This is a genomic window from Rhizobium ruizarguesonis (assembly GCF_012349115.1).
Taxonomy (GTDB): Bacteria; Pseudomonadota; Alphaproteobacteria; order Rhizobiales; family Rhizobiaceae; genus Rhizobium; species Rhizobium ruizarguesonis.
This window is the reverse complement of record NZ_PQIG01000078.1, coordinates 287,728-310,340: the sequence shown is the minus strand read 5'-3', so window position 1 is coordinate 310,340 and position 22,613 is coordinate 287,728. Positions and strand designations below refer to the sequence as shown.

Below are 22,613 nucleotides of genomic sequence, written 5' to 3'. Positions count from 1 at the left end.
TTGCCGACCGCAGTCATCGTGCAGAACTCACGCAGCAGATGGAGTTGGAGCGCTCACTGAAGCGGGGCAGGACCTTGGGGCTCGGGATGTAGATGTTTGGGTCGGCTCAGGGATTTCGAGGAGGCTCAGGCTACCTCTTAGACACCTTGGGCTTGCGTCCCGAGCGGTGGGGTTTGAGCTTCATCGCTCACCGGCCAGACCGCTTCTGCTGGTCCACGCCGCGACGACCGAGGAATTGGCGGGCGATCCCGAAGCCTAGTGCTTTGAATTGGCTGCTGGAGGAGGCGTCGACGTCGATCAACACCGCGGCTGCCCGCAGCAATGCAAGCCTGATGGCCATTGGCTGAGTAACGGGACGAGGGCGCTGAAAATGCGCCCTCGCCGCACATGCGCCAAACTCGACACCATTGACCATTTTTTTAACAGTTGTGACTACAATGGCGGCCTGGCGCGATCCTGCTACCGGCGGTCATCGTGACATGACCGCCGGTGCAGTGAGCCAAGGCGAGAGGTCGCGCCGGAAAAGAGCCAATTTTACTGGGGCGGGGGCCATCCATGGCGCTGATTGATCGACTGTTGCAACGCATGCGGATCGTGACGAAGATCCTCTTGTTTCTGGTGCCCCTGATCGTCCTGATAGCTGGCATCGGCCTTTTCGGTTATTTCACTGCCGGTACGCTCAACGGCCAGATGACCCTGACCCGGCAGACGATCGAAACCCTTTCCAGTTTTCAGCAACTGCGATCCGCGCTGACTGCGTTTACCGATCTTCCGAGTGCTGCCACGCGCGATTGGTTGATCGCCAGCATCTCGGATCAGGAGAAGGGCGCGGCGACACTTGATGCGATGTTGGCCGATCCGGCGCAGAAGCAACAGATCTCCGCGGTGCGCGAACTCGGGGCCAAGATGCAGGGCGGCGCCGACACATTATGGGCAGTGTCACAGGAGCGCGCCAATACGGAACAGGCAATCGACGACGAGGTGGCGCGGCTGTTTAAGGAAAGTCAGAGCGCCCGCCAGCAACTCGACGTGCTTCAGGATCAGGCGAACGGAAAAGAGGCCTTCGTCCGGGCACTTCTTCTCGATGCCTCGGCCTATAAGGGCCTCGGAGAGCGCATTGCGAAATTGCGCAAGGCAACCGCACGAGCAACCACCCCTGAGGATCTCGCCAAGGCCGTCAGCAGCCTGCTGCCACCGCTCGTCAAAGAAGCGGGCGCGAGTGTGACGCTTGCGTCCGAGAAGGCTCAAAGCCAGATCGCGTTACTGAATCCACTCTTGGACAGGCTCGCTGCAATGGCCAAGGAAGGTAGCAATCTGACGCAAAGCTCGCCGCTGCCAATGCGGACACGGCAATCGAGCGCTTTGCCGGCATGGATGCGAGTATATCAACGCTTCGCTCGATGGTGGCGATCGTCAATGCCGCTTTCAAATCCATTGACGATCTGCGCTTGCACTTGAGCGAATTGAACAGACGGGTGGATGCCGAAGCGAGGGATGCGGTTCTCACAGATCTCAAGGCGCTGCGCGAAAGCGCTGCAAAGCTTGTGCCTTTGAGCGGGCGAAACGCCGCGTTGCAGGATCTTGCCAAGAAAATCGAGCCGTCGCTTTCCGCAATCGAAAAGCACACGTCGCTTTTGATATCGATCGCCGATCGCTGGCGGGGCAACAAGGAGGCCGCGACGGAGCTGGTGGCGTCGGCAAGTCATACGCTCGAGCAGTTCGTCAGCACGGCGCAGGAGAGCGGCAAGGAAATCAGCCAGCGCTCGGCGACAATGTCGCTGTCGGCAATGATTGTGGGCACCGTGCTAGCGATCATCGGCGGTCTCATGCTGATCGAAACGCTGCGCGGGCCGCTGATGCGGATCACCCAGACGATGATGAGACTGGCCGACGGCGATCTGAACGTCCCGATCGGCGACGGCAAGCGCGGCGACGAGATCGGCGACATGATCCGGTCCGTCACCGTCTTCCGTGATCATGCGCTTGAGAAGACCAGGCTGGAAGAGCTTGCCGAAACAAACAGGGCGCGAGACGAACTGGAGCAAGCCCGCCGCGCGGCTGAGCAGGCGCGTATCGAGGCCGAACAGAGCGAGGCTCTCACCGCCCTGTCGGAAATGCTCGGCAAACTCGCCGATGGCAACCTTGCAGCTGTGATGAGCGAGGATCTGGCCACAGATTATGTCGCGATGGCGCGCACCTATAATCACGCCATCGATGCGCTGCGCCTGACGCTCGCCGAGGTGCGCAACACGACCTACGAGATCGCCGAGGGCAGCACCAACCTTTCCGGCGCCGCCGACGATCTGGCCCGCCGCACGGAACAACAGGCCGCGTCCCTCGAGGAGAGTTCGCGGGTGCTGGGCGAACTCACCGCCAGCGTGCGAACGACGGCCGAAAACGCCCGTCAGACGTCGCTTTCGGTCGCCGAGGCGCACCGCCAGGCGGAGCACTCCGCGGCCGTTGTCGCCAAGGCGATCGACGCCATGGGCGCCATCAACCGGTCATCCGAAAAAGTCACCAGCATCATCGGCGTGATCGACGAGATTGCTTTCCAGACCAATCTCCTCGCGCTCAACGCGGGTGTGGAAGCGGCCCGGGCTGGAGAGGCGGGCCGAGGCTTTGCTGTCGTCGCGCAGGAGGTGCGTGAGCTTGCGCAACGTTGCGCCACGGCCGCCCGTGAGATCAAGGGCCTGATTTCCACCAGCGCATCACAGGTTGGCGCAGGCGTCCAGCTCGTCGAGGAGACCGGCCAGGCGCTGTCATCCATCATGGACCATTTCACCTCGATCAATGGGCTGGTGCAAGTCATCTCGTCTTCGACGACCACGCAATACAAGGGGATTGACGAGGTCAACAACGCCGTTCGCGATGTCGAGCACATCACCCAGCACAATGCCGCCATGGTGGAGGAAAACACCGCGGAGATTCATCGGCTCCGGCATCAGGTGGACGTGTTGAACGAAAGAATCTCCCACTTTCAGACCGCCGATATCCGCAAGGCATCGCCCGCCGCCCGCCCCCCGATGTCCCTGGTTTCCTGAGGGGATGTCTCCTGAGCGGACGCCTTCGGAAATCTCTCCGATATGCAAGGGAACCTGGGTGCTCAATGAGAGCAGGCAGAAGTTGATTGCTCAGGCGTAAGGCGTGCCTGCCAGTGCAGCGTTCAGGCCGATGGTTCCCTTATCGACCGCGGCGAGAATCGGTTGGTAGTCATACCGCCGCGTGCCATCCATCGCGGATATGGCGGTAGCCTTCGCGATAGACCGATTCCGGTGTCTCGGAAAAGTCGCGCCAGACCTTTGTTGCGGCGGCGAGCTCCTTGAGCGCCCGGCCGAAGGCCTCGATTGTCAGCCACCCGTCGTAGCCGCTCGCGCGTAGTGCCCTAAACGTCTCCGCCCAGGGAATGTTGCCACGACCGGGTACGCCGCGGTCGTTCTCCGAAATGTGGACATGGACGATGTGATCACTGTTTCGCGTGAACGCGCCGATGGGGTCGGTCTCTTCGATATTGCTGTGGAACGTGTCGTACATGGCGCGGATATGCGGGTGTCCGACCGCGTCGATATGGGCCGCAAGATCGTCCATCGTGTTGAACAGGTAGCATTCGAAGCGGTTCAGCGCCTCAAGCCCGATCGTGATGCCATGCTTTGCTGCATGATCGCCGATCGCGCGTTGCGAGGAAACCGAGCGCTTGAGTTCCGCCGCGCTCGGTCCGCTTCCCGAAAATTTGCCGAGCGTCGAATGCAGCGGCCCGCTCAGCATCGTCGCGCCCAGCGCATCGCTGCAGTCGATGGCCCATTTCATGTAGTCGATGCCGCGTCTGCGGGTCTGGGCGTCGGCGGCGATCAGGTTCATCTGCGGATCGCCCATGGCGGAAACGGCGGTCCGTTCCAGGCCGATCCGGTCAAGCATGTCTGCCAGCCGATGGTAGTCGTCGGGTGTGCCCGAAAAGATCGGGATCTCGACACCGTCAAACCCCGTGTCCTTGATATCGCGTAACAGTGCCTCGTGTTTCCGGCCGACACTTGTCGTCCAGAGGAACATGCACATGCCAATCTTCATCTCCCCTCCACTTGGCCCTGCGGCCACTGCGCGACGATTTTAACACCCTATCACTTTTCCAAATCTGGTCATACCAAATCTTCGAATCTGGTCAAGCCAGTTAATTGCACGCTTGGGATGCTGGATTTGCGCCTAAGCGGGAAATTCAGGATTAAATGTCGATCGTTTAAAGAATTATCGACCTTTTGGCCCCGTCTTGCAGAGGGTTAAGAATTGAGCTAGAGCTTTCAGATAACGAGAATTGGCCAAACCAGATTGCCGAGGATGGCGAGAGTGGCCAACGATAACATGACCTTTTGCCGCCCGATTGGCGGTGGACCGTGCTGCACCTGTCTGGGAGGACCTCATGCATCTTTCGACACACAACTGGATGCGGGCCGAGCCGCTCGCCGTCACGCTGAAGCGCATCAAGAAATATGGCTACGAAAGCATCGAGATATCCGGCGAGCCGGCACAATACGACGTCAATGAGACGCGCGCGCTGCTGAAAGAGCACGGCATCCGCTGCTGGGGTGCCGTCACCCTGACGCTCGGCGAGCGCAATCTTGCCGCCAGGGATGAAGGCCAGCGCGCCAGGTCGGTGGACTATGTCAAGAGCGTCATCACCATGGTCAGCGAACTCGAGGGGGAGATCGTCACCCTGGTGCCGGCGACCGTCGGAAAGGTGGTGCCGGATGGCACCGAGGAAGAAGAGTGGACATGGGTGGTGGACGCTACCAAGGAGTGTTTTGCCCATGCCCAGAAGAGGGGCGTGCGCATTGCCGTCGAGCCGCTCAACCGCTTCGAGACCTATTTCTTCAACCGTGCCGCCCAAGCGCTGGCGCTCGCCGATGCCGTCAGCCCTGAATGCGGGGTTTGCCTTGATGCCTTCCACCTGAACATCGAGGAGGAAGACATGTATGAAGCGATCCGGCTCGCTGGAAAGCGCCTGTTCGACTTCCACGTCGCCGATAACAATCGTTTTGCCGCCGGCCTCGGCCAGCTCGACTGGCCGAAGATCATCGGCACGCTGAAGGAGATCGGGTACGACGGCGCCGTCACTAACGAATTCGTCGCTCCGGTCGACCGCACGCCGGCCTCAAAATATCCGGACATGGTCGAGCGCAACCCCGTCGATATTCCGCCGGAGCAACTGAAATTTATCCAGGACCACGGCTCGAGCCTTCTCACTGAGAAGTTCTACGACGATCAGATGCGGATCACTGCCGAGACAATCCTGCCGCTGATCAAGTAACGAACGGAAAGAATATGCCCTGCGGCTCGCGGGCCGCGAGGGGCAGGGGATCCGAGACATGCGCATCAAGACCGTAGAGGCCTGGTGGATTAAAATTCCCATCGAGGCGAGCCGTCAGCACCGCAGCGACTTCGGCCGACTGACGACCTTCGATAGTGCGATCCTGCGGATCGAAACGGACGACGGCATCGTCGGCTGGGGAGAGGGCAAGAATGCCGCGGGCAGTGCGGGCGCCTATGGCACGCTGGTCCACATGCTCAATCACGAAATTGGGCCGAAGCTCATCGACCGCGATCCCGCGGACATCTCCACCATATGGGAGATGCTCTATAACGGCGTACGCCACGAGACGGCGGCGAGTTCGGGTCACGCAATGCCCGAGATCGCGCGGCGCGGCCTTTCCGTCGCGGCGATCAGCGCGGTCGACATAGCGCTCTGGGACATTCTCGGCAAGTCGCTCGGCGTCCCCGTCTGGAAGCTGCTGGGTGGGCGCAAGGCGGACAGGTTGCCCGCCTATGCCTCGGGCGGTTGGGAGAGCGTGGACCGGATCGGTGAACAGCTCCGGTCCTATGTCGCGGCCGGTGGTTTCAAGTCAGTCAAGATGCGCGTCGGTGCGATGGATCGTGCGCTGCATGTCTCGGCATCGCGCGTGCGGGCGGCTCGCAAGGCAATCGGCCCCGATGTCGACCTAATGGTCGATGCGCACGGCACCTATACTGTTGCGGAGGCAAAGCGCTTCATCCAGATGGTCGCCGATTGCGACCTCGCCTGGTTCGAGGAGCCGGTGATAGCGGATGACAAGCCGGGCATGGCGGAGGTGCGCGCGGCTGGGAACGTGCCGATCGCTGCGGGCGAGAGCGAGGCGACGCGTTTTGCCTTCCGAGATCTTGCCATGCTTCGGGCCGCCGACATATTCCAGCCGGATCCCGCCTTCTGCGGCGGCATTACGGAGGCGATGCGCATCAGTTCGCTCGCCAGCGCCTTCAACCTCCGTTTCGCGCCGCATCTTTGGGCCGGCGCGCCCTGCTTCTTCTCCGGCCTGCACTTGTGCGCCGCTTCCCCGGCAAGCTTCATCATCGAATATTCGCTCGGCGCCAATCCGATGATCCATGATCTTGTCGAGGACACTGTGTCGGTGAAAGACGGTATGGTAGAGATCCCGGACAGGCCTGGCCTGGGCTTCACGATCAATCAGCGGGTCCTGGAGACTCACGCGCAAAGACAGTGACGATGAAAGAAAACTCCCTCCTCTCCGATCTCGCGGCCCATCTTTTCTCGAACTCGAGCGGCAACGGCCGTACGCCTTCGGAGCGAGAGCTTGCGGAGCATTTCGGCGTCAGCCGGGGCCAAATCCGCGAGGCACTGGCCATTCTGGAGGCAATGCGCATCGTCGAGCGCCGAGCCAAGTCGGGAATCTATCTGACGACCACGGAGGCGAGCGTGGAGGCAATGGCGCTTTTTGCCCGCGCCGGCGTGCCGCTTGATCCTATCCTGATCTACGAGACTGTGGAGCTTCGCAAGATCCATGAGATCAAGGCCGCGGAGCTCGCCTGCGATCGGGCGACGCAGGAGAATTACCAGCACTTGCGCGATATCCTCGCTGCGTCGGAGGCGAAGCTTGCCGCCGGCGAGGGGCTGGCGCGCGAGGACCGGGACTTTCATTTGGAGATCGTCCGAGCCACCAAGAACAGCGTCTTCCATCGGGTGTGCAGCGTCTATTACGTCATGGGCGAGCACCGCCTGCCGATCTATTTTGCCGACGCCGCCCGCAGCCGGCGCTCGCATGAGGAACACATCCGCATCTACGAGGCGCTGCTTGCCCGAGACGGCAATCTGGCCCAGGCGCTGATGAGCGCGCATCTTCAAGGTGCGGAAAGCTATTGGAAGGGTCTCATCGGCGGTCCAGCGACGACAGCCGAATAGGCGCAACCGGCGGGAGGGCCGATGAGCTTCATCTTTTCCACACATCCCCTGCACCCTGCGGCCAAGTCCATGCTTGAGGCTGCGGGTGATCTGCGCGTCGCTTCCGCGCCCGATCCCGAAACATTGCTGCGAGAAGGCCGCGGCGCGGGCATCGTCGTTGTACGCGCGTCGATCCCGCCGGCCTTCTTCGAGGATGCGCCGGCGCTTCGCGCTGCGATCCGCCATGGCGCCGGGCTCGACATGGTGCCGTTGGATGCGGCGACCCGTGCCGGCGTGCTTGTCGCCAACGTCCCGGGCGCCAATGCCTCGACTGTCGCCGAGCATGTCTTCCTCGTGACACTGGCCCTGCTACGGCGCTTTCGCGCGATGGACCGCGAACTGCGTCAGAGCGGCTGGGCGGCGGGCCGCGCCCAATCGGACACGGCTGTCGACCTCGCCGGCCGCATCATCGGCATCGTCGGAATGGGCAATGTCGGCAAGGCGATCTTCCAGATCGCGAAGTTCGGTTTCGGCCTGGAGGTGGTCGCCACGAGCCGGTCGCCGGAAAGCGTGCCGGACGGCGCGCGTTTCCTGACGATCGATGAGCTTGTGGCGACGGCCGACATCGTGGTGCTCTGCTGCCCGCTGACGCCGGAGACGACCGGCTTGCTCAATGCCGGTCGCATCGGGCGCATGAAGCCCGCGGCCATTTTGGTCAACGTCTCGCGCGGCCCCGTGATCGACGATGCGGCGTTGATCGAGGCGCTGCGCGATGGTCGCATCGGCGGAGCCGCGCTCGACGTCTTCGCAACGCAGCCGCTACCGCTCGACCATCCCTATTTCGGCTTTGACAACGTCATCGTCACGCCGCATCTCGCTGGTCTGACGGAAGAGAGCATGATGCGCATGGGAACAGGCGCGGCGAGCGAAGCCCTGCGCGTCATCAAGGGCGACTTGCCCGTTAATTTGCGCAATCCTGAAGTGGTAGAACACTATCGCCGGCGCTTTCCCGCATAGCGCCTCGTCGCGACAACTCGAAACGCTCACTGCCCCTGCCGTGCCGCCGAGACCGCTGGCATCCTTCGGACCGATCAGGTCAGCCCGCGTGCCGCAGGCTTACACCGCTTCCGGCGTCAAACAGCACGACCTTTTCCGGATTCCATGAAAAGCGAACCTCATCCTCGATCCGAAGCGCCGTCTGTGTCGGCACGGTCGCGTGGATGAACTTCTCGCCGGTGCGCAGCGTCACGATCTTTTCGACACCATGGTTTTCCACGTCGTGGACCCGTGCTTCGCCGGGCGCGCCGCTGTCGAGAAAAATGTCCTCGGGACGGATGCCGAAGGTGAGCGGGCGACCGTCTGTCGCGATCCCGTGTCCGTTGCCGAGGGGCAGCCGATAGCCCTCGCTGGCCACTGCCTCGCCGCCGGCAAGCGTGCCGGCGATCAGGTTCATCGGCGGCGAGCCGACCGCACGCGCGACGAAGGTGTTGACCGGGTTTCTGTAGATCTCCTGCGGCGTACCCGTCTGCACCAGTTGACCATTGTTCAGGACGCCGATCTTGTCGCCCATTGACATGGCCTCTATCTGGTCGTGAGTGACGAAGAGGAAGGTCGCGCCGAGGTTCATCTGCAGGTTTTTCAGCTCGGTGCGAAGTGCTTCGCGAAGCTTCGCGTCGAGCGCCGAAAGCGGTTCGTCCATCAAGAAGACCCGCGGTTTGCGCACGATGGCCCGGCCGATCGATACGCGCTGCATCTCGCCTCCCGACAGCCGGTCCGTCTTGCGGTCGAGCAGATGCTCGATGCGCAGAGTCTTCGCAACGCGGTCGACGCGCTCCTTGATTTCTCCGGGTTCAACGCGACGGATACGGGATTTCAATGGAAATTCCAGGTTCTCCCGCACCGTATAGCGCGGGTAAAGCGAATATTGCTGAAGCACCAGGGCCACGTCGCGCTCGGCGGCACCCCAGTCGGCGACGTCCTGCCCGTCGATGAAGATCTGGCCTGCGGTCGGCTTCTCGAGACCGGCGATCAGCCGCAGCGTCGTCGTCTTGCCGGCGCCGGTCTGCCCGAGCAGCACGAAGAACTCGCCGTCGGCAATGTCGATGTTCAGGTTTTTCAGCGCCGTGTGGCTGCCGAAGGTCTTGGTGATGCCCTTGAGTTCGATATGCGCCATCAGAGTCTGATCCCCAGCGACGAGCCGGTCGCGGTGTTGAAGAAATGTGCCTGGGCGGGGTCGATGCGTGCCCAGACGGCTTCGCCGGGACCAGGCACGAAACCGCTCTTGGTGCGTGCCCTGATCATCTGGTGGCCGACCTTCAGGTCCACGATGTCGTGCGAGCCCAGAGGCTCGATGATATGCGCCTCGACCGGCATGAAGCCCTCGCGGGCCTCCCGTGAAACGAGCACGCCCTCAGGCCGGACCCCGAGTGTCAGCTTGCCGTTCTCGGCCCTTGCGTCAGAGAGGCGGTTGGCCAGTGCAGCGGGGAACTCGAAGCCCGTTACCGCGTCGCCGACCTGCACGCTCGCATGGCCGCCCGTTTCGCTGATGGTCGCCGGCGCCATGTTCATGACCGGGCTTCCGACGAACTGGGCGACGAACGTGTTGGCGGGTTGCGCGTAAACCTCTTCCGGCGTGCCGATCTGCTGGAGGATGCCCTCGTGCATGATGACGATGCGGTCGGCGAGCGACATGGCCTCCACCTGGTCATGCGTCACGTAGATGGTGGTTGAACCCTGCTTGATATGCAGGCGCTTGATTTCCGCCCGCATCTCCTCGCGCAGCTTCGCGTCGAGAGCACCGATCGGCTCGTCCATCAGCATGGCCTTTGGGCGTCGCACGAGCGCGCGGCCGATCGCGACACGCTGCATGTCGCCGCCTGACAGCGCCGAAGGCTTGCGGGCCAGCAGACCGGTGATGCGCAGCACACCGGCGATCTCGCGGACCGACGCATCGACATCGGCACGGCTCATCCGGGTAGCGCGGAGCGGGAAGGCGATGTTCTCGTAGACCGTCATGTGCGGATAGAGCGAGAAGGATTGGAACACCATGGCGATGTCCCTGCCGGATGCCTTGATATGCTGCACCGGCTGCCCGTCGATCAGAATATCGCCTTCGTCGATGGTTTCCAGCCCCGCGACGGCGCGCAATGTCGTCGTCTTTCCGCAGCCCGATTGTCCAAGCAGCACGATGAATTCATTGTCGGCGATGGCGAGATTAAGGTCTTTGATGACCTGGACGGCACCGAAATATTTCTGAATCCCGCGAAGTTCGATCTGCGTCATGAATGGCTGCCTTCGTCTGGTTGCGCGTCCCGCGGGATTTTGGTCGTCACCATGAAGGCGATCAGTCCGACGAGCGTCATCGTCATGCCGTAGCGATGCAGAAACAGGTTCCAGGGCTGGCAGAGCGCGATGATGCCGAGGATCATCAGATACTGCGAGGCGGGTTCGAGATATTTCTGGTTCAAGGCGCGGAAGGTCATTTGCGGATCGCTCCGAAGCTCATGCCGCGCAGGAGATGGTTCCTGAGCAGGAAGGTGAAGATGGCGACCGGTAGCAGGAACAGGAATGTGCCGGCCGCAATGACCGTCCAATCCGGCAGGCCTGAGCCGACCTGGCTCGGAATGAAGGGTGGGGCCGTTTGCGCGCGCCGGTTCGTCATGATCAGCGCAAATGCATATTCGTTCCAGGCCGTGATGAAGCAGAAGACCGCGGTCGCGGCGATGCCGGTCGCCGCTTCCGGGATGACGATCTTGAAAAAGGCCTCCATCCGCGTGTAACCGTCGACGAGTGCGGCCTCCTCGTATTCCCTGGGGATCTCGTCGATGAACCCCTTCATCAGCCAGACGGAGAAGGAAAGGTTGAAGGCAGTGTAGAGGATGATGAGGCCCCAATGCGTGTCGTTGAGGCCGACGACGCGGTACATGAGGAACATCGGGATCGCCACGACGACGGGCGGCAGCATGCGCGTCGACAGGATGAAGAAGAGAAGGTCTGCCTCCCCCTTCACTTTGAAGCGCGAGAAGCCGTAGGCTGTGAAGGTTCCCATGCCGACGGCCAGCACCGTGGACGTGATGGCGACGATCAGCGAGTTCATAAAGCGGTTCGGATAGCCGGAGGGCTGCACCTCGCCGCGGCCGGAGCGAACGATCTTCTCGCCGCCGTCGAACACCATCCGCTCCCACCAGGGGGCGGCGGCATATTCTTCAGGAGTCGGCGCCCCGCGCAATTGCGAGCGCTTGGTGAAGAGCTTCACGAAGGGCGAGAGTTCCGGCTCGAAGAGCACCGTCGGCGGAATGGAGGTGGCGAGGTTGCGCGGCTTGAAGGCCGTCGAGGTGATCCAGTAGATCGGCGCCAGGAAGATCAGCGTGATGACCAGTACGGCGGCGATCGCCACCCGGTTCAGCGCGCGTTCGGAGCGGGTTTGGACGGCAGCCATCTCAGCGCTCCTTCACTTTGTTGAGGTACTTGACGTAGATGTTGGTGATGGCGAGAACCATGACGAGCACGATGTAGGCGAGTGCGCAGGAGCGCCCCGTCTGCCATTCCTGGAAGGCCATCTTGTAGAGCCGGATGGAGATCACCTCGGTCGTCGGTTGGCTGGTCAGGATGTAGGCGAGGTCGAAGGTCTTGAAGGCCTCCATCGTACGGAAGATGATTGCGATCATCAGGATCGGCGCCACCAGCGGCAGCGTGATGCGGAAGAAGGTATAGAACGGGCCCGCCCGGTCGATCGCCGCTGCCTCGTAGAGATGCTTCGGCACGGCCGAAAGGCCGGCAAGCGACAGCAGCATCACGAAGGGCGACCACATCCAGATGTCGGTGATCGCGACCGCATAGAGCGCCATGTCCGGATTCGACAGCCACTCGAAGGAGCCGAGGCCGAGAGCGTAGTTGATGATGCCGAAGGAGGGGTCGTAGAGCAGCTTCCAGAAGAGGCCGACCACGGCCATCGAGAGCATCATCGGCAGCAGCAGCAGCGTCGTCAGAAGACCCTTCAGCGGGATGTCGCGGTTGAGCAGCATCGCGGTGCCGAAGCCGACGATCACCTGGCCCGTCACAGAGACGATCACATATTTCGCGGTGATGGCGAAATTCGACCAGATGAAAGGATCGTTCAGCAGGTCGCGGTAGTTCTGCAGGCCGACGAAGTTCGCCGGCGCGTTCGACGAGGCGCGAAAGTCGGTGAAGGAATAGCCGAGCGAATAGATCAGCGGAAAGATGTTGAAGACGATCAGGAACAGGATCGTCGGAATGATGAAGAGATTGCGAATTCGGATGTCGCTCATGCCGCGAGATGCGGCACGCGATTTCGTGTCCAGCGATGTCATGACTGCGGTGGCCAATCCTCTCCTCCTCCGAGAGTCGGCGCCGGATGCCGGAAAAAGCATCACGATGCGCGAGGTGAATTCCGGGCGCCGCGCCCTCTCGAACCGCGCCTTTGGGCGCGAGATGCAGAATGCAACGGAGGGGCGACGGAGCCCCTCCGCTGATGGCGTTTGCTATTTATTGCGTCCGTATTTCTTGAACGTCGCGTTCCAGTCCGCTGCTAGAGAGTCGAGCACTTCCTTCGCCGTGCCTTGGCCGGCGGTGACGAAGGGATAAATGCGCTGGTTCGCCTGGATCAGCAGTTCGGCATATTCAGGTGTTGCCCAGAAGTCCTTGACCTTGAACATGGTCTCGTAGAAGGCCTTGTTATAAGGCGTGGCGTTCTGAAATTCCGGGGATTCAAGCACTTTGGCGCTTGCCGTGTAGCCGCCGAGTTCAGCCCAGCGCTTCTGGGTCTCGTCCTTGATGAACCATTCGAGGAATTTCATCGCCTCTTCCTGGTTTTTTGAGTAGGAGATGACCGATATGCCTTGGCCGCCGAGCGCTGCGAATTGCTCGCCGTTCGGGCCTGCCGGATTGGCAAAGAAGCCGGTAACCTTGGCGTTCGGGTTGGACGCCTCGTTCACCAGGGCAGGGAAGAAGGCGAAGTAGTTCATGCTCATCGCCGCCAGGTTCTCGGTGATCGCCTGGTTGTTCTCGACGAAGAAGGACTTGGCCCAGCCCGGAGGCGTAAAGCCGTAGAGCTCGCGATAAAGCTCGAGCGCCTTGACGTTCTTCTCGGAATTGATGATGCCGTCGACCTTGTAGCTCTGGTAGTCGCCGAGTTCGCCTCCAAACGAGAAGATCGCGTTCTCGACACCCATGACGAGACCGTCATAAGAGTTGTCGGTGTAGATGGCGATTCCGTATCGCTTCTGGTCTGGACGGTGGAAGAACTCGGCGATGTCACGCATCTCGGCCCATGTCTTCGGCGGGGCGAGGTCGTAGCCGTATTTGGCCTTGAACGCCTCCATCTCCTTGGGATCTTCGAACCAGTCCTTGCGGTAGGACCAGCCGACGGCGTCGCCTTCGGCCGGAACTGACCAGTACTTTTTCGAGTTCGACGGATATTCGGAGTAGTATTTCACCGTTGCCGGGGCCATCACCTGGGTCAGATTGTGCTTGGTGAAGAAGTCGGTCAGATCGACGTAATGGCCGGCTTCTGACGCCGCCCCAATCCACTGACTGTCACCGACGACCATGTCATAGGCTGAACCCTTGGCGTTGAACTCGGTGAAGGCCTTGGTCTGGAAGTCGCCCCATGGTGTGGTCTCGACCGTGACCTTAACGCCGGTTTGAGCCTCATATTCGTTGGCGAGTTCCTGAAGGTAGTTTGCCGGGTCCCACTCGGCCCAGAAGATGGTCAGTTCCTGGGCTTGTGCGGACGTTCCGCAGGCCCACATCAATCCGACACCGGCCAACAGACCGGTCATAGTTTTGCGCATAACGTTTCCTCCCATTTATGCACGCTTCCCGCGTCATCGCGGGCCTCCCGATCTGGCTTCCCGATCCTCCTGGGTGGTGTTCGGGCTGGGGGTCCTCCTCGACCCCTAGCTCGTTTCAGATCTCAAGCCTGAATGTCGTTTCCCTGATCTGGTATTACCAAATCCCATTATCGTCAAGCGCAACCTCGGGGAGCTTTCATCAAAGGCTCGTCATCGAGCTGTCGACGTCTTTCCCCCGCAATTGCGGGCCTGCTGACGCAGTCTTGTCGGACCGTCTCACATTCATCATCATCGCCGATCCAGACCACAATACAAGAATATATTACTGACACTGGTCTAACCAGTTGGTGCGCCAAGTGTGGGCGCGCCACGTCATGCCTCGCTCTCTGCCTGCCGTAATGCGGTATCGACTAGCGCCTTGGCGGCCCACTCGGCAACAGACTGCGCGCCTTCCGAGGTCAGGCCCCAGATATCCTTCAATACGATCAGCACTTCGACGCCGAAGACAAGCGAAAGAGCCTGTGCAAGGCGTTCCCGGGATTCGGGCGGCACGGTGCCCTGCAGGGGGGCAGTCACGCTCTTCAGCAGGTCGACCCGGTGGCCGCGCTTGAACAGCGGCTCGTTGCCGAGCGTGCCGGCCTGGCGCTGCGCCCACTGGTCCAGCGAAAGTTTCAGCGCCGCCTTGAAGGTGGCCTCGAACTCGTCGATGCGCGGCATCGCGGTCGCCAAGAGGTCGGCAACGCGGGTGCGTGCATCCGGACTGTCGCACGACCAGCCGAGTATCGGCCCTAGAGCCTCATCCACCACGGCATGCACGAGCGCGGCCTGGCTCGGAAAGTAACGGTAGGCCGTCGCGCGCGAGACTTCGGCAGCCTCGGCGACTTCACTTACCGACGGTGTGATGCCGGACTGCATGAGCCGCGTTGCCGTTTCGAGCATCAGTTTTCGCGTTCGGGCACGCGGGCCTCGCTCGGTCCTGGCTGTTTCGTTCTGTTGACGTGAGACATCCATGTCTTTATGATACGCATGTCTCACAATTTTGCAAGGCCCCGTCGCTTTGCCCCGAACGTGAGATATGCCGGGAGGAATTCACCCGGTCGCGGAGGGGAAATGAAGCAGATCTACGTGGTCGGCACGGCCGACACGAAGGGCGAGGAGCTTGCGTACCTGGCCGCTTGCATCGAAGCGGCGGGCGGGGATGTTGTCCGCGTCGACGTCGGCATAGGCGAGCCTGCGACCGCCGTCGATGTGAAGGCCGACGCAGTGGCGGCGTGCCATCCGGACGGGGCGGAAGCCGTTCTTGCCAGCGGGGACCGCGGAAGGGCGGTCGAGGCGATGGGCATTGCCTTCGCGCGCTTCCTCGTGGAGTGCCAGGACATCGCCGGTGTCATCGGTATCGGTGGAGGCGGGGGCACTTCGATCATCACTGCAGGCATGCGCCAATTGCCGCTCGGTCTGCCAAAGATCATGGTCTCGACGCTCGCATCCGGCGATGTGGCGCCCTATGTCGATGTTTCCGACATCGTGATGATGCCCTCGGTCACGGACATGGCGGGCCTGAACCGGCTGAGCCGTGTCATCCTTCACAACGCCGCACAGGCGATCACGGCCATGGCCCGCCGGCCGGCTGAGGTGACTGCATCCAAACCGGCCCTCGGGCTTACCATGTTCGGCGTTACCACACCTGCCGTATCCGCCATGGTCGAGCGCCTCCGAGCGGATTATGATTGCCTGGTCTTCCATGCGACAGGCACGGGTGGGCGCGCGATGGAGAAGCTTGCCGACAGCGAACTGGTCTCAGGCGTGCTCGACATCACGACGACCGAGGTCTGTGACCTGCTTTTCGGCGGCGTCTTGCCAGCCACCTCGGACCGTTTTGGCGCCATTGCTCGCAAAGGCTTGCCCTATGTCGGCTCGGTCGGTGCGCTCGACATGGTGAACTTCTGGGCGCCGGAGACCGTTCCGGAGCGCTATGCCGGCCGGCTGTTATACCGCCACAACCCGAACGTCACCTTGATGCGCACGACGTCGGCCGAATGCGCGCAGATTGGCGGCTGGATCGGCGACAAGCTCAATCTCTGCCACGGCCCCGTACGCTTCCTCATTCCCGAAAAGGGCGTTTCGGCCCTCGACATCGAAGGCGGTCCGTTCTTCGATCCGCAAGCCGACGCCGCGCTTTTTGCCGCGCTCGAGGCGACGGTGAAGCCGACGGCATCGCGACGTCTTATTCGCCTGCCGCTCCATATCAACGATCCGCACTTCGCCGAGGCCGCCGTCGCGGCCTATCGTGACATCGCCAACCCCTGAGAGACAAATTGATGCCAGCCATACCGCGCAAGACCATCCTCGAAAAATTTCACAGCATGATCGCAGCCGGCGTGCCAATCGTCGGCGGCGGTGCCGGCACCGGTATCTCCGCCAAGGCCGAGGAGGCAGGCGGCATCGACCTCATCATTATCTACAATTCTGGGCGCTACCGCATGGCGGGGCGCGGTTCGGCGGCCGGGCTGCTGGCCTATGGCAATGCTAACGAGATTGTGAAGGACATGGCGCTCGAAGTGTTGCCTGTCGTGAAAAAGACGCCGGTTCTCGCCGGCGTCAACGGCACGGACCCCTTCGTGCTGATGCCGCGCTTCCTCGCCGACCTCAAGGCAATGGGCTTTTCCGGCGTACAGAACTTCCCCACAATCGGCCTCTTCGATGGCCGGATGCGGCAGAGTTTCGAGGAGACAGGCATGAGCTACAATCTGGAGGTCGAGATGATCGCCACCGCCCACGGGCTCGACCTGCTGACGACACCCTATGTCTTCAACGAGAGCGAGGCTGTCGCCATGACGGTCGCCGGCGCCGACATCATTGTGGCGCATATGGGCGTGACGACCGGCGGCACGATCGGGGCCACCTCCGGCAAGTCCCTCGATGACTGCGTCGATGAGATCACCGCGATCACCAAGGCGGCACGTTCCGTGCGCGACGACGTCATCGTGCTCTGCCATGGCGGCCCGATCTCCATGCCGGAGGATGCGCGCTACGTTCTCGAGCGTTGCCCTGGCTGCCACGGCTTTTATGGCGCAAGCTCGATGGAGCGCCTGCCGGCAGAGGCGGCAATTCGCAAGCAGACCGAAGATTTCAAGGCGCTCGCCATCGGCGCGATCGTCTGAAGAAGGATGTGGAGGAGGCGGTTTCATGGTAAAGGACAAGTACTTCATCTATCCGAAGGACGTGAGCGCCTTCGGCTTCGACTGGGGCAAGCTGTCGCTGACTGTGGCGCCCGAGGTCAACGGCGCCAGCCGGTTTTCCGGCGGTGTCGTCGAACTGCCGAGCGGCGAGGGCCATTCCCGCCACAATCACCCTGGCGCGGAGGAAATCATTTTTGTGATTTCCGGCGAGGGCGAGCAGATGGTCGAGGACGAGACGGGTAATCCGATCACGCGAAAGGTCGCCAGCGGCTGCACGATCTATATTCCGGAAAGCCGCTTTCATTCGACGAAGAACACCGGCGGCGGGCCGATGCTCCTCTTCGTGGTCTACTCACCGGCGGGGCCGGAGCTTGCCCTTCGCGATTTGCCGGACTTCCGCCTGCTGCAGCCGGGCTTCTGAGGCGTCGCATCCATTTTCTGGGAGGAAAGACAATGAACGACAATGCAGGGCAAACAAGGCAGGCCGCCGTGACGCCGTTCGATACGGCCAAGCTCGACCGTCTCATGGAGGAAGCCGGTATCGACGTCATCGTCGCCACCTCCAAACACAACACGCAATATCTCATGGGCGGCTATAAGTTCATCTTCTTCGCCGCCATGGACGCGATCGGGCATAGCCGGTATCTGCCGATGGTGATTTATGAGAAAGGCGCGCCCGATCACTCCGCCTATGTGGGGAACCGCATGGAGGGCGCAGAGCACCAGAACAATCCATTCTGGACGCCCGCCGTGCATACGGCGACATGGGGCACGCAGGATGCCGCCGGGCTCGCCGTCGAGCACCTGAAGAAAATCGGCAAGGCTGGTGGGCGCATCGGCATCGAGCCAGCCTTCCTGCCATCCGACGCCCGCGACCTGCTTGCCTCTCGGCTGGATGGCGCTCGATTTGTCGATGCCACGCATGTGTTGGAGCGGCTAAGGGCCGTCAAGACGCCGGGTGAACTGGCAAAGCTGAGACGCGCCTCCGAATTGATTACCGACTCTATGCTGGCGACGATCGCGGCGGCTCGCGCCGGCTCGACGAAGATAGAGATCATCGAGCAGCTGCGCCGGGAGGAAACGAACCGCGGCCTGCACTTCGAATATTGCCTGCTGACGCTTGGCTCCAGCCACAACCGCGCGGGCTCGCCGCAGGCCTGGGTCGAGGGCGAGATCCTGTCGATCGATTCCGGCGGCAACTATCACGGATATATTGGTGACCTCTGCCGCATGGGTGTGCTCGGCGAGCCGGATGCGGAGCTGGAGGACCTTCTGGCCGAAGTCGAATGCATCCAGCAAGCGGCCTTCGCCAAGGTCAGGGCAGGGGCTGCGGGCAGGGAGATGATCGTGGCAGCGGAGGCCGAGCTCAAGGCCTCGCCGTCGGCGGCCTTCACCGACTTTTTCTGCCATGGCATGGGCCTCATTGCCCACGAAGCGCCATTCCTCATGACGAACCACCCGGTCACCTATGATGGCATCGATGCCGACAAGCCGCTGGAAGCCGGGAACGTGATCTCGGTCGAGACGACGATGCTTCACCCAAAGCGCGGATTCATCAAGTTGGAGGATACGCTCGCCATCACCGATGGCGGCTATGAAATGTTCGGCGACCGCGGCCGCGGCTGGAACCGCGGCGGAGCGTGATTGCAGGCCCAACCGCAAACAAGGCCCGGCAGATGTCACCTGCCGGGCCTTTTGTTCCTTGGTGCCGTCGTCTCAGGTGTGGTGGATCTCCGTTCCCAGCACCTTCAGGCATTCGCGGATAAAGGCGGCGAGCGCCGTCCAGCCCTTAGCCGAAACCATCGTGCCATCGACATAGGCTTCGGTAGGCGAGAGGTCGATATAGGTCCCGCCCGCCAGGGTGACTTCGGGTTCGCAGGCCCCAAGTGCACCCACCTTCTTGCCGCGAACGACACCGTCGACCGCAATCAGGATCTGGACCCCGTGGCAGATGGTGAAGATCGGCTTCTTCTGCTCGTGAAAATGACGCACCATTGCCTGCACCCGCTTGTCGGTGCGGATATATTCCGGTCCGCGCCCGCCGGCGCAGTAGACGGCATGATACTGGTCGAGCTGGTTCTCGGCCTCGGAAAACGTCTTGTTGATGGTGACGTTGTGCCCGAGTTTTTCGGTGTAGGTCTGGTCTCCCTCGAAATCGTGCAGCGACGTCCTGAGGATGTCGCCGGCCTTCTTGTCCGGGCACACGACGTGCACCGTGTGGCCGACCGCCTCCATCGCCTGCTGATAGACGAAGATTTCGTACTCCTCGGTGAAATCGCCGGTGAGCATCAGGATTTTCTTGCCTGGCATGGGTTCTCCTCCTCGTTGTCAGGTCGGGCAGGCTCGTCCTTGCCCGGCGCGGTTGCTCAGATTTCGTCGAATGCCGGCAACAGCCGGTCGCGCGAATGTTCGATATGAATGCGCATTGCGTTCGCAGCCGCGCCCGGGTCGCGCGCTGCAAAGGCATCGAGCAGCGTCTGATGCTCGGCAAGCGCCTCCTCGGTGACGCGGCGATGGAACATAAGGCGGAAGATATGGAAATGCGTGTGCTGGAATGTCAGCATCTCGCGGATCAACTCGTTGCCGGCAAATTCCATGATCCGGTCGTGAAAGATGGCGTCCTGGCGCGCAAAGGCCGAATAGTTCGCTCGTTCGTCCCTATCGTCGCTGCGTGTCATCACGCCTGCGGCCTCGGTGAGAATGGCCAGCTTTTCGTCGTTCATCGCCTCGGCCGCCTTCGCAGCGCCGGCAGGTTCCAACAGCAGACGCAGTTCATAGAGCTCGTCGAAGCGGTGGCGCCTGATCTGGGGCGCGGCACGATAGCCAACGAGATGCTGCTTGACGACGAGGCCTTCGCCTTCAAGCCGGCCGAGGGCTTCGCGGATCGGCGTATGGGAGACGTTGAACTCCTTGACCAGGTTGTCGACCGTGATGCGCGTCCCCGGCGCAATCTTCAACGACATGAGCTGGTTGAAAATTGCCTCGTAGACGTCGCCCGCCAGGCTGTTGGCGCGCGGTATCTGGGTTGTGCCCGTTGAGGGTTCCTTCGGTTTCGTTGAAATCATCTGCTGCCTTGCCTCTTGACAGGTTCAATCGCTAGCACGATGCTGCGGCCAAGACAATCCTATATCCTATACGATTTAATATAGGGAGGAAAAATCATGCGCATATCCGAAGCCTCAGCGCTTGCACTTGCCACCCGCCTGCTGGAAGAGCATGGCGCACCGCGTGACCATGCGGCCCTGCAGGCTGGCGTCCTGGTAACGGCGGAGATGAAGGGGCACCCCTCGCATGGCCTGTACCGGCTTCCACGGCTGGTCGAACGGATCGAGCGCGGGGTCATTGACCCGCAGACGAAGGGCACCCAGCGCTGGCGCGCGGATGCGGTGCTGGAGGTGGAGGGGTCGTCGGGATTTGGCCCCGTCGTCGCCATGGCCGCGATCGAGCGGCTGGCGCCTCACATTCCGGATCTTGGCATCGGCCTTGTCGCCGTGCGCAATGCCAACCATCTCGGCATGCTTGCGCATTATGTGGAGGCCATCGCCGCAATGGGTTTCGTCGGCATCGCGCTCTCGTCGAGCGAGGCACTGGTCCATCCCTTCGGCGGTACCCGGGCCATGCTCGGCACCAATCCCATTGCTGTCGCCGTGCCGACCGCCGAGGAACCGCTCGTGCTCGACCTGGCCACCAGCCTCGTGCCGATGGGCAGGATCCATCATCACGCGGCGACCGGCAGACCCATTCCCGAGGGATGGGCGCGCGATGCGGCCGGCAACCCGACGACCGATCCGGGGCGTGCCAAGGCCGGCGCGATTGCGCCCTTCGGCGACGCGAAGGGCTACGGCCTCGGCATCGCCATGGAGCTGCTGGTGGCAGCTCTTGCCGGCTCGGCGCTCGCGCCGGATGTGCGCGGCACGCTCGACAGCCAGTCGCCATGCAACAAGGGCGATGTCTTCATCTTGATCGAGCCCAGTCTGGCGCCGGGACTGCCGGCGCGACTGTCGACCTATCTCGATGCCGTGCGCGGTTCACCACCCGCCAGCGCCGGCGAACCGGTTCTCGTCCCTGGCGATCGTGCCCGCGGGCGGCGGGCGGCGGCAAGCCGCAACGGGTTCGAGATCGACCAGCGCCTCTGGGAAGACCTCAACGCGCTTTCGCGCCCCCGCATCCTGGCGTTCGAGGGACAAAGATTATGAGCCTGTTTGCCGCCTTGAGGCTGCCGCGGGAAATCCTGTTTGGCGTCGGCCAGCGCCATGCGCTCGCGAGCGTCGCCAGCAGGACCGGCCGGCGCGCACTCGTCTGCACGGATGCGCGTTTTGCCGCAACACCCGTTTTCGCGGAAATGATCGCCGCACTTGAAGCGGCCGGCATTGTCGTCCTGGTGCATGACCGCACGCTGCCGGACGTACCGCAAGATACGGTCGCGGTTTGCGTTGAGGCCGCGCGCGGTTTTGAGCCCGATATGGTGATCGGCATCGGTGGCGGCAGCTGTCTCGACATGGCGAAATGCGCTTCGCTCCTGCTCGCTCACGGCGGCGCGCTCGCCGATTACTACGGTGAGTTCAAGGTGCCGGCGCCTGTCCTGCCGGTCATCGCCGTGCCGACGACGGCAGGCACGGGCTCCGAGGTGACGCCGGTCGCGGTTGTTTCCGATCCTGACCGTATCCTGAAGGTTGGCATTTCCAGCCCATATCTCATCGCCGCAGCGGCGATCTGCGACCCGGAACTGACCTTATCCTGCCCGCCTGGTCTCACCGCGATTGCCGGTGCGGATGCGTTGACGCATGCCATCGAAGCCTTCACGGCTATGCGCCGCCCCGGCGATCCTGAACTCGCGCAGCAGCATGTCTTCATCGGCAAGAGCGATCTCTCCGACCAGTTCGCGCTGCATGCCATCCGGCTCCTCAGCCGGAGCCTGGAAAAGGCCTTCGTCGACGGCGCCGACATCGATGCGCGCGCCGATGTGATGATGGGCGCGCTCGCAGCCGGCTGCGCCTTCGGAACGGCGGGCACCGCTGCGGCCCATGCCGTGCAATATCCGGTCGGTGCCTTGACCCATACGCCGCACGGCCTCGGGGTTGCGACCATGCTGCCCTATGTGATGACATATAATCGCCGCGTCGCGGGCGCGGACATCGCCATTGTCGGTAGGGCGCTCGGTCTCGATCCCACCGGAGTGGCGGACGATGAAACGATTGCCGATGCCGCGATCGGCGAGGTGAGCCGTCTCTTCGCCGCGATCGGCATCGCGCCGACACTTGCCGGGCTCGGCTTGCCGGAAGACCGGATCGACTGGGCCGCGGAGCAGGCGCTCGGCATCGGCCGGCTGATCAAGAATAATCCACGCTCCTTCGATGCGGCCGCCATGCGCGGCCTCGTGCGCGCCGCCTATGACGGCGACCTGGCCGCTTCCGCCCTCTGACC

General features: G+C 62.3%; 20 protein-coding genes and 2 pseudogenes. 11 read left to right on the top strand and 11 right to left on the bottom strand.

Annotated features, from left to right (window positions below):
• The first annotated feature begins 555 nt into the window (after positions 1-555).
• A pseudogene (locus C3Y91_RS17550) lies at positions 556-3,041 on the top strand (methyl-accepting chemotaxis protein).
• A gap of 169 nt (positions 3,042-3,210) precedes the next feature.
• Here the strand turns inward: C3Y91_RS17550 and C3Y91_RS17545 are convergent.
• Complete coding sequence (locus C3Y91_RS17545) at positions 3,211-4,062, bottom strand: sugar phosphate isomerase/epimerase family protein (RefSeq protein ID WP_130687457.1); 852 nt, start codon at positions 4,060-4,062, stop codon at positions 3,211-3,213.
• Between the two features lie 346 nt (positions 4,063-4,408).
• Between C3Y91_RS17545 and C3Y91_RS17540 the strand changes: the two genes are divergently transcribed.
• The 4 genes from C3Y91_RS17540 to C3Y91_RS17525 are packed head-to-tail and all read left to right on the top strand — an operon-like array spanning position 4,409 to position 8,215.
• Positions 4,409-5,296: a sugar phosphate isomerase/epimerase family protein gene (locus C3Y91_RS17540; protein ID WP_012755374.1), complete on the top strand. Its 888-nt coding sequence runs from the start codon at positions 4,409-4,411 to the stop codon at positions 5,294-5,296.
• A 58-nt stretch (positions 5,297-5,354) separates the two neighbouring features.
• Positions 5,355-6,524, top strand: a complete 1,170-nt coding sequence (locus C3Y91_RS17535) for a mandelate racemase/muconate lactonizing enzyme family protein (RefSeq protein ID WP_024319595.1) — start codon at positions 5,355-5,357, stop codon at positions 6,522-6,524.
• Positions 6,525-6,526: 2 nt separating this feature from the next.
• Entirely contained in the window at positions 6,527-7,219 is a 693-nt protein-coding gene (locus C3Y91_RS17530; RefSeq protein ID WP_174827052.1) for a FadR/GntR family transcriptional regulator, read from the top strand.
• A gap of 21 nt (positions 7,220-7,240) precedes the next feature.
• Positions 7,241-8,215 (top strand): NAD(P)-dependent oxidoreductase, encoded by a 975-nt coding sequence (locus tag C3Y91_RS17525; protein WP_168575626.1) that lies wholly within the window; start codon positions 7,241-7,243, stop codon positions 8,213-8,215.
• Positions 8,216-8,294: 79 nt separating this feature from the next.
• On the opposite strand, the gene C3Y91_RS17520 is transcribed toward C3Y91_RS17525, so the two are convergent.
• The 8 genes and pseudogenes from C3Y91_RS17520 to C3Y91_RS17490 form a co-directional block, all read right to left on the bottom strand.
• Positions 8,295-9,371: an ABC transporter ATP-binding protein gene (locus tag C3Y91_RS17520; protein ID WP_018072902.1), complete on the bottom strand. Its 1,077-nt coding sequence runs from the start codon at positions 9,369-9,371 to the stop codon at positions 8,295-8,297.
• Positions 9,371-9,766, bottom strand: a complete 396-nt coding sequence (locus C3Y91_RS38885; protein WP_502362293.1) for a TOBE domain-containing protein — start codon at positions 9,764-9,766, stop codon at positions 9,371-9,373. The genes C3Y91_RS17520 and C3Y91_RS38885 overlap by 1 nt, the downstream gene beginning before the upstream one ends.
• A 243-nt stretch (positions 9,767-10,009) precedes the next feature.
• Positions 10,010-10,480: pseudogene (locus C3Y91_RS38880) on the bottom strand (ABC transporter ATP-binding protein); the annotation flags it as partial.
• Entirely contained in the window at positions 10,477-10,680 is a 204-nt protein-coding gene (locus C3Y91_RS17510) for a hypothetical protein (RefSeq protein ID WP_003549717.1), read from the bottom strand. The gene C3Y91_RS17510 and the pseudogene C3Y91_RS38880, both read right to left, overlap by 4 nt.
• Positions 10,677-11,636: a carbohydrate ABC transporter permease gene (locus C3Y91_RS17505; protein WP_018072904.1), complete on the bottom strand. Its 960-nt coding sequence runs from the start codon at positions 11,634-11,636 to the stop codon at positions 10,677-10,679. Before C3Y91_RS17505 ends, C3Y91_RS17510 begins: the two co-directional genes overlap by 4 nt.
• A gap of 1 nt (position 11,637) precedes the next feature.
• Positions 11,638-12,543 carry a carbohydrate ABC transporter permease gene (locus C3Y91_RS17500; protein ID WP_018072905.1) on the bottom strand — a complete coding sequence of 302 codons (906 nt, stop codon included), beginning with the start codon at positions 12,541-12,543 and terminating at the stop codon, positions 11,638-11,640.
• Between the two features lie 156 nt (positions 12,544-12,699).
• Positions 12,700-14,010: an ABC transporter substrate-binding protein gene (locus tag C3Y91_RS17495; RefSeq protein WP_018482340.1), complete on the bottom strand. Its 1,311-nt coding sequence runs from the start codon at positions 14,008-14,010 to the stop codon at positions 12,700-12,702.
• 372 nt (positions 14,011-14,382) lie between these two features.
• A complete protein-coding gene (locus tag C3Y91_RS17490; RefSeq protein ID WP_018482341.1) occupies positions 14,383-15,021 on the bottom strand; it encodes a TetR/AcrR family transcriptional regulator in 639 nt (212 codons plus the stop codon).
• Between the two features lie 99 nt (positions 15,022-15,120).
• Here C3Y91_RS17490 and C3Y91_RS17485 point away from each other — a divergent pair, with 99 nt between their 5' ends.
• Genes C3Y91_RS17485 through C3Y91_RS17470 form a run of 4 tightly spaced genes read left to right on the top strand, consistent with a single transcriptional unit; the run spans position 15,121 to position 18,833 of the window.
• A complete protein-coding gene (locus C3Y91_RS17485) occupies positions 15,121-16,317 on the top strand; it encodes a Tm-1-like ATP-binding domain-containing protein (protein ID WP_130663854.1) in 1,197 nt (398 codons plus the stop codon).
• 11 nt (positions 16,318-16,328) lie between these two features.
• The gene (locus tag C3Y91_RS17480) at positions 16,329-17,171 is read left to right on the top strand and encodes a phosphoenolpyruvate hydrolase family protein (protein WP_130663853.1); all 843 of its coding nucleotides are present in this window, start codon (positions 16,329-16,331) and stop codon (positions 17,169-17,171) included.
• A 25-nt stretch (positions 17,172-17,196) separates the two neighbouring features.
• A complete protein-coding gene (locus tag C3Y91_RS17475; protein ID WP_024319601.1) occupies positions 17,197-17,610 on the top strand; it encodes a cupin domain-containing protein in 414 nt (137 codons plus the stop codon).
• Positions 17,611-17,642: 32 nt separating this feature from the next.
• On the top strand, positions 17,643-18,833 hold the full coding sequence (locus tag C3Y91_RS17470; protein WP_130663852.1) for a M24 family metallopeptidase: 1,191 nt from the start codon (positions 17,643-17,645) through the stop codon (positions 18,831-18,833).
• A 72-nt stretch (positions 18,834-18,905) separates the two neighbouring features.
• Here the strand turns inward: C3Y91_RS17470 and C3Y91_RS17465 are convergent, their stop codons facing one another.
• Together C3Y91_RS17465 and C3Y91_RS17460 are read right to left on the bottom strand one after the other, a co-directional pair.
• Entirely contained in the window at positions 18,906-19,499 is a 594-nt protein-coding gene (locus C3Y91_RS17465) for a DJ-1/PfpI family protein (protein ID WP_003562944.1), read from the bottom strand.
• 56 nt (positions 19,500-19,555) lie between these two features.
• Positions 19,556-20,254, bottom strand: a complete 699-nt coding sequence (locus C3Y91_RS17460; RefSeq protein ID WP_168575625.1) for a GntR family transcriptional regulator — start codon at positions 20,252-20,254, stop codon at positions 19,556-19,558.
• A 96-nt stretch (positions 20,255-20,350) separates the two neighbouring features.
• Here C3Y91_RS17460 and C3Y91_RS17455 point away from each other — a divergent pair, with 96 nt between their 5' ends.
• Positions 20,351-21,385, top strand: a complete 1,035-nt coding sequence (locus C3Y91_RS17455) for an Ldh family oxidoreductase (RefSeq protein WP_130673770.1) — start codon at positions 20,351-20,353, stop codon at positions 21,383-21,385.
• Entirely contained in the window at positions 21,382-22,611 is a 1,230-nt protein-coding gene (locus C3Y91_RS17450; protein WP_130663850.1) for an iron-containing alcohol dehydrogenase, read from the top strand. The genes C3Y91_RS17455 and C3Y91_RS17450 overlap by 4 nt, the downstream gene beginning before the upstream one ends.
• Positions 22,612-22,613 lie beyond the last annotated feature (2 nt).

Excerpts from the sequence above, each read along its gene's own strand:
- C3Y91_RS17545 (WP_130687457.1), bottom strand. The coding sequence starts at position 4,062 with ATGAAGATTGGCATGTGCATGTTCCTCTGGACGACAAGTGTCGGCCGG.
- C3Y91_RS17540 (WP_012755374.1), top strand. The coding sequence starts at position 4,409 with ATGCATCTTTCGACACACAACTGGATGCGGGCCGAGCCGCTCGCCGTC.
- C3Y91_RS17535 (WP_024319595.1), top strand. The coding sequence starts at position 5,355 with ATGCGCATCAAGACCGTAGAGGCCTGGTGGATTAAAATTCCCATCGAG.
- C3Y91_RS17530 (WP_174827052.1), top strand. The coding sequence starts at position 6,527 with ATGAAAGAAAACTCCCTCCTCTCCGATCTCGCGGCCCATCTTTTCTCG.
- C3Y91_RS17525 (WP_168575626.1), top strand. The coding sequence starts at position 7,241 with ATGAGCTTCATCTTTTCCACACATCCCCTGCACCCTGCGGCCAAGTCC.
- C3Y91_RS17520 (WP_018072902.1), bottom strand. The coding sequence starts at position 9,371 with ATGGCGCATATCGAACTCAAGGGCATCACCAAGACCTTCGGCAGCCAC.
- C3Y91_RS38885 (WP_502362293.1), bottom strand. The coding sequence starts at position 9,766 with ATGAACATGGCGCCGGCGACCATCAGCGAAACGGGCGGCCATGCGAGC.
- C3Y91_RS17510 (WP_003549717.1), bottom strand. The coding sequence starts at position 10,680 with ATGACCTTCCGCGCCTTGAACCAGAAATATCTCGAACCCGCCTCGCAG.
- C3Y91_RS17505 (WP_018072904.1), bottom strand. The coding sequence starts at position 11,636 with ATGGCTGCCGTCCAAACCCGCTCCGAACGCGCGCTGAACCGGGTGGCG.
- C3Y91_RS17495 (WP_018482340.1), bottom strand. The coding sequence starts at position 14,010 with ATGCGCAAAACTATGACCGGTCTGTTGGCCGGTGTCGGATTGATGTGG.
- C3Y91_RS17490 (WP_018482341.1), bottom strand. The coding sequence starts at position 15,021 with ATGGATGTCTCACGTCAACAGAACGAAACAGCCAGGACCGAGCGAGGC.
- C3Y91_RS17485 (WP_130663854.1), top strand. The coding sequence starts at position 15,121 with ATGAAGCAGATCTACGTGGTCGGCACGGCCGACACGAAGGGCGAGGAG.
- C3Y91_RS17480 (WP_130663853.1), top strand. The coding sequence starts at position 16,329 with ATGCCAGCCATACCGCGCAAGACCATCCTCGAAAAATTTCACAGCATG.
- C3Y91_RS17475 (WP_024319601.1), top strand. The coding sequence starts at position 17,197 with ATGGTAAAGGACAAGTACTTCATCTATCCGAAGGACGTGAGCGCCTTC.
- C3Y91_RS17470 (WP_130663852.1), top strand. The coding sequence starts at position 17,643 with ATGAACGACAATGCAGGGCAAACAAGGCAGGCCGCCGTGACGCCGTTC.
- C3Y91_RS17465 (WP_003562944.1), bottom strand. The coding sequence starts at position 19,499 with ATGCCAGGCAAGAAAATCCTGATGCTCACCGGCGATTTCACCGAGGAG.
- C3Y91_RS17460 (WP_168575625.1), bottom strand. The coding sequence starts at position 20,254 with ATGATTTCAACGAAACCGAAGGAACCCTCAACGGGCACAACCCAGATA.
- C3Y91_RS17455 (WP_130673770.1), top strand. The coding sequence starts at position 20,351 with ATGCGCATATCCGAAGCCTCAGCGCTTGCACTTGCCACCCGCCTGCTG.
- C3Y91_RS17450 (WP_130663850.1), top strand. The coding sequence starts at position 21,382 with ATGAGCCTGTTTGCCGCCTTGAGGCTGCCGCGGGAAATCCTGTTTGGC.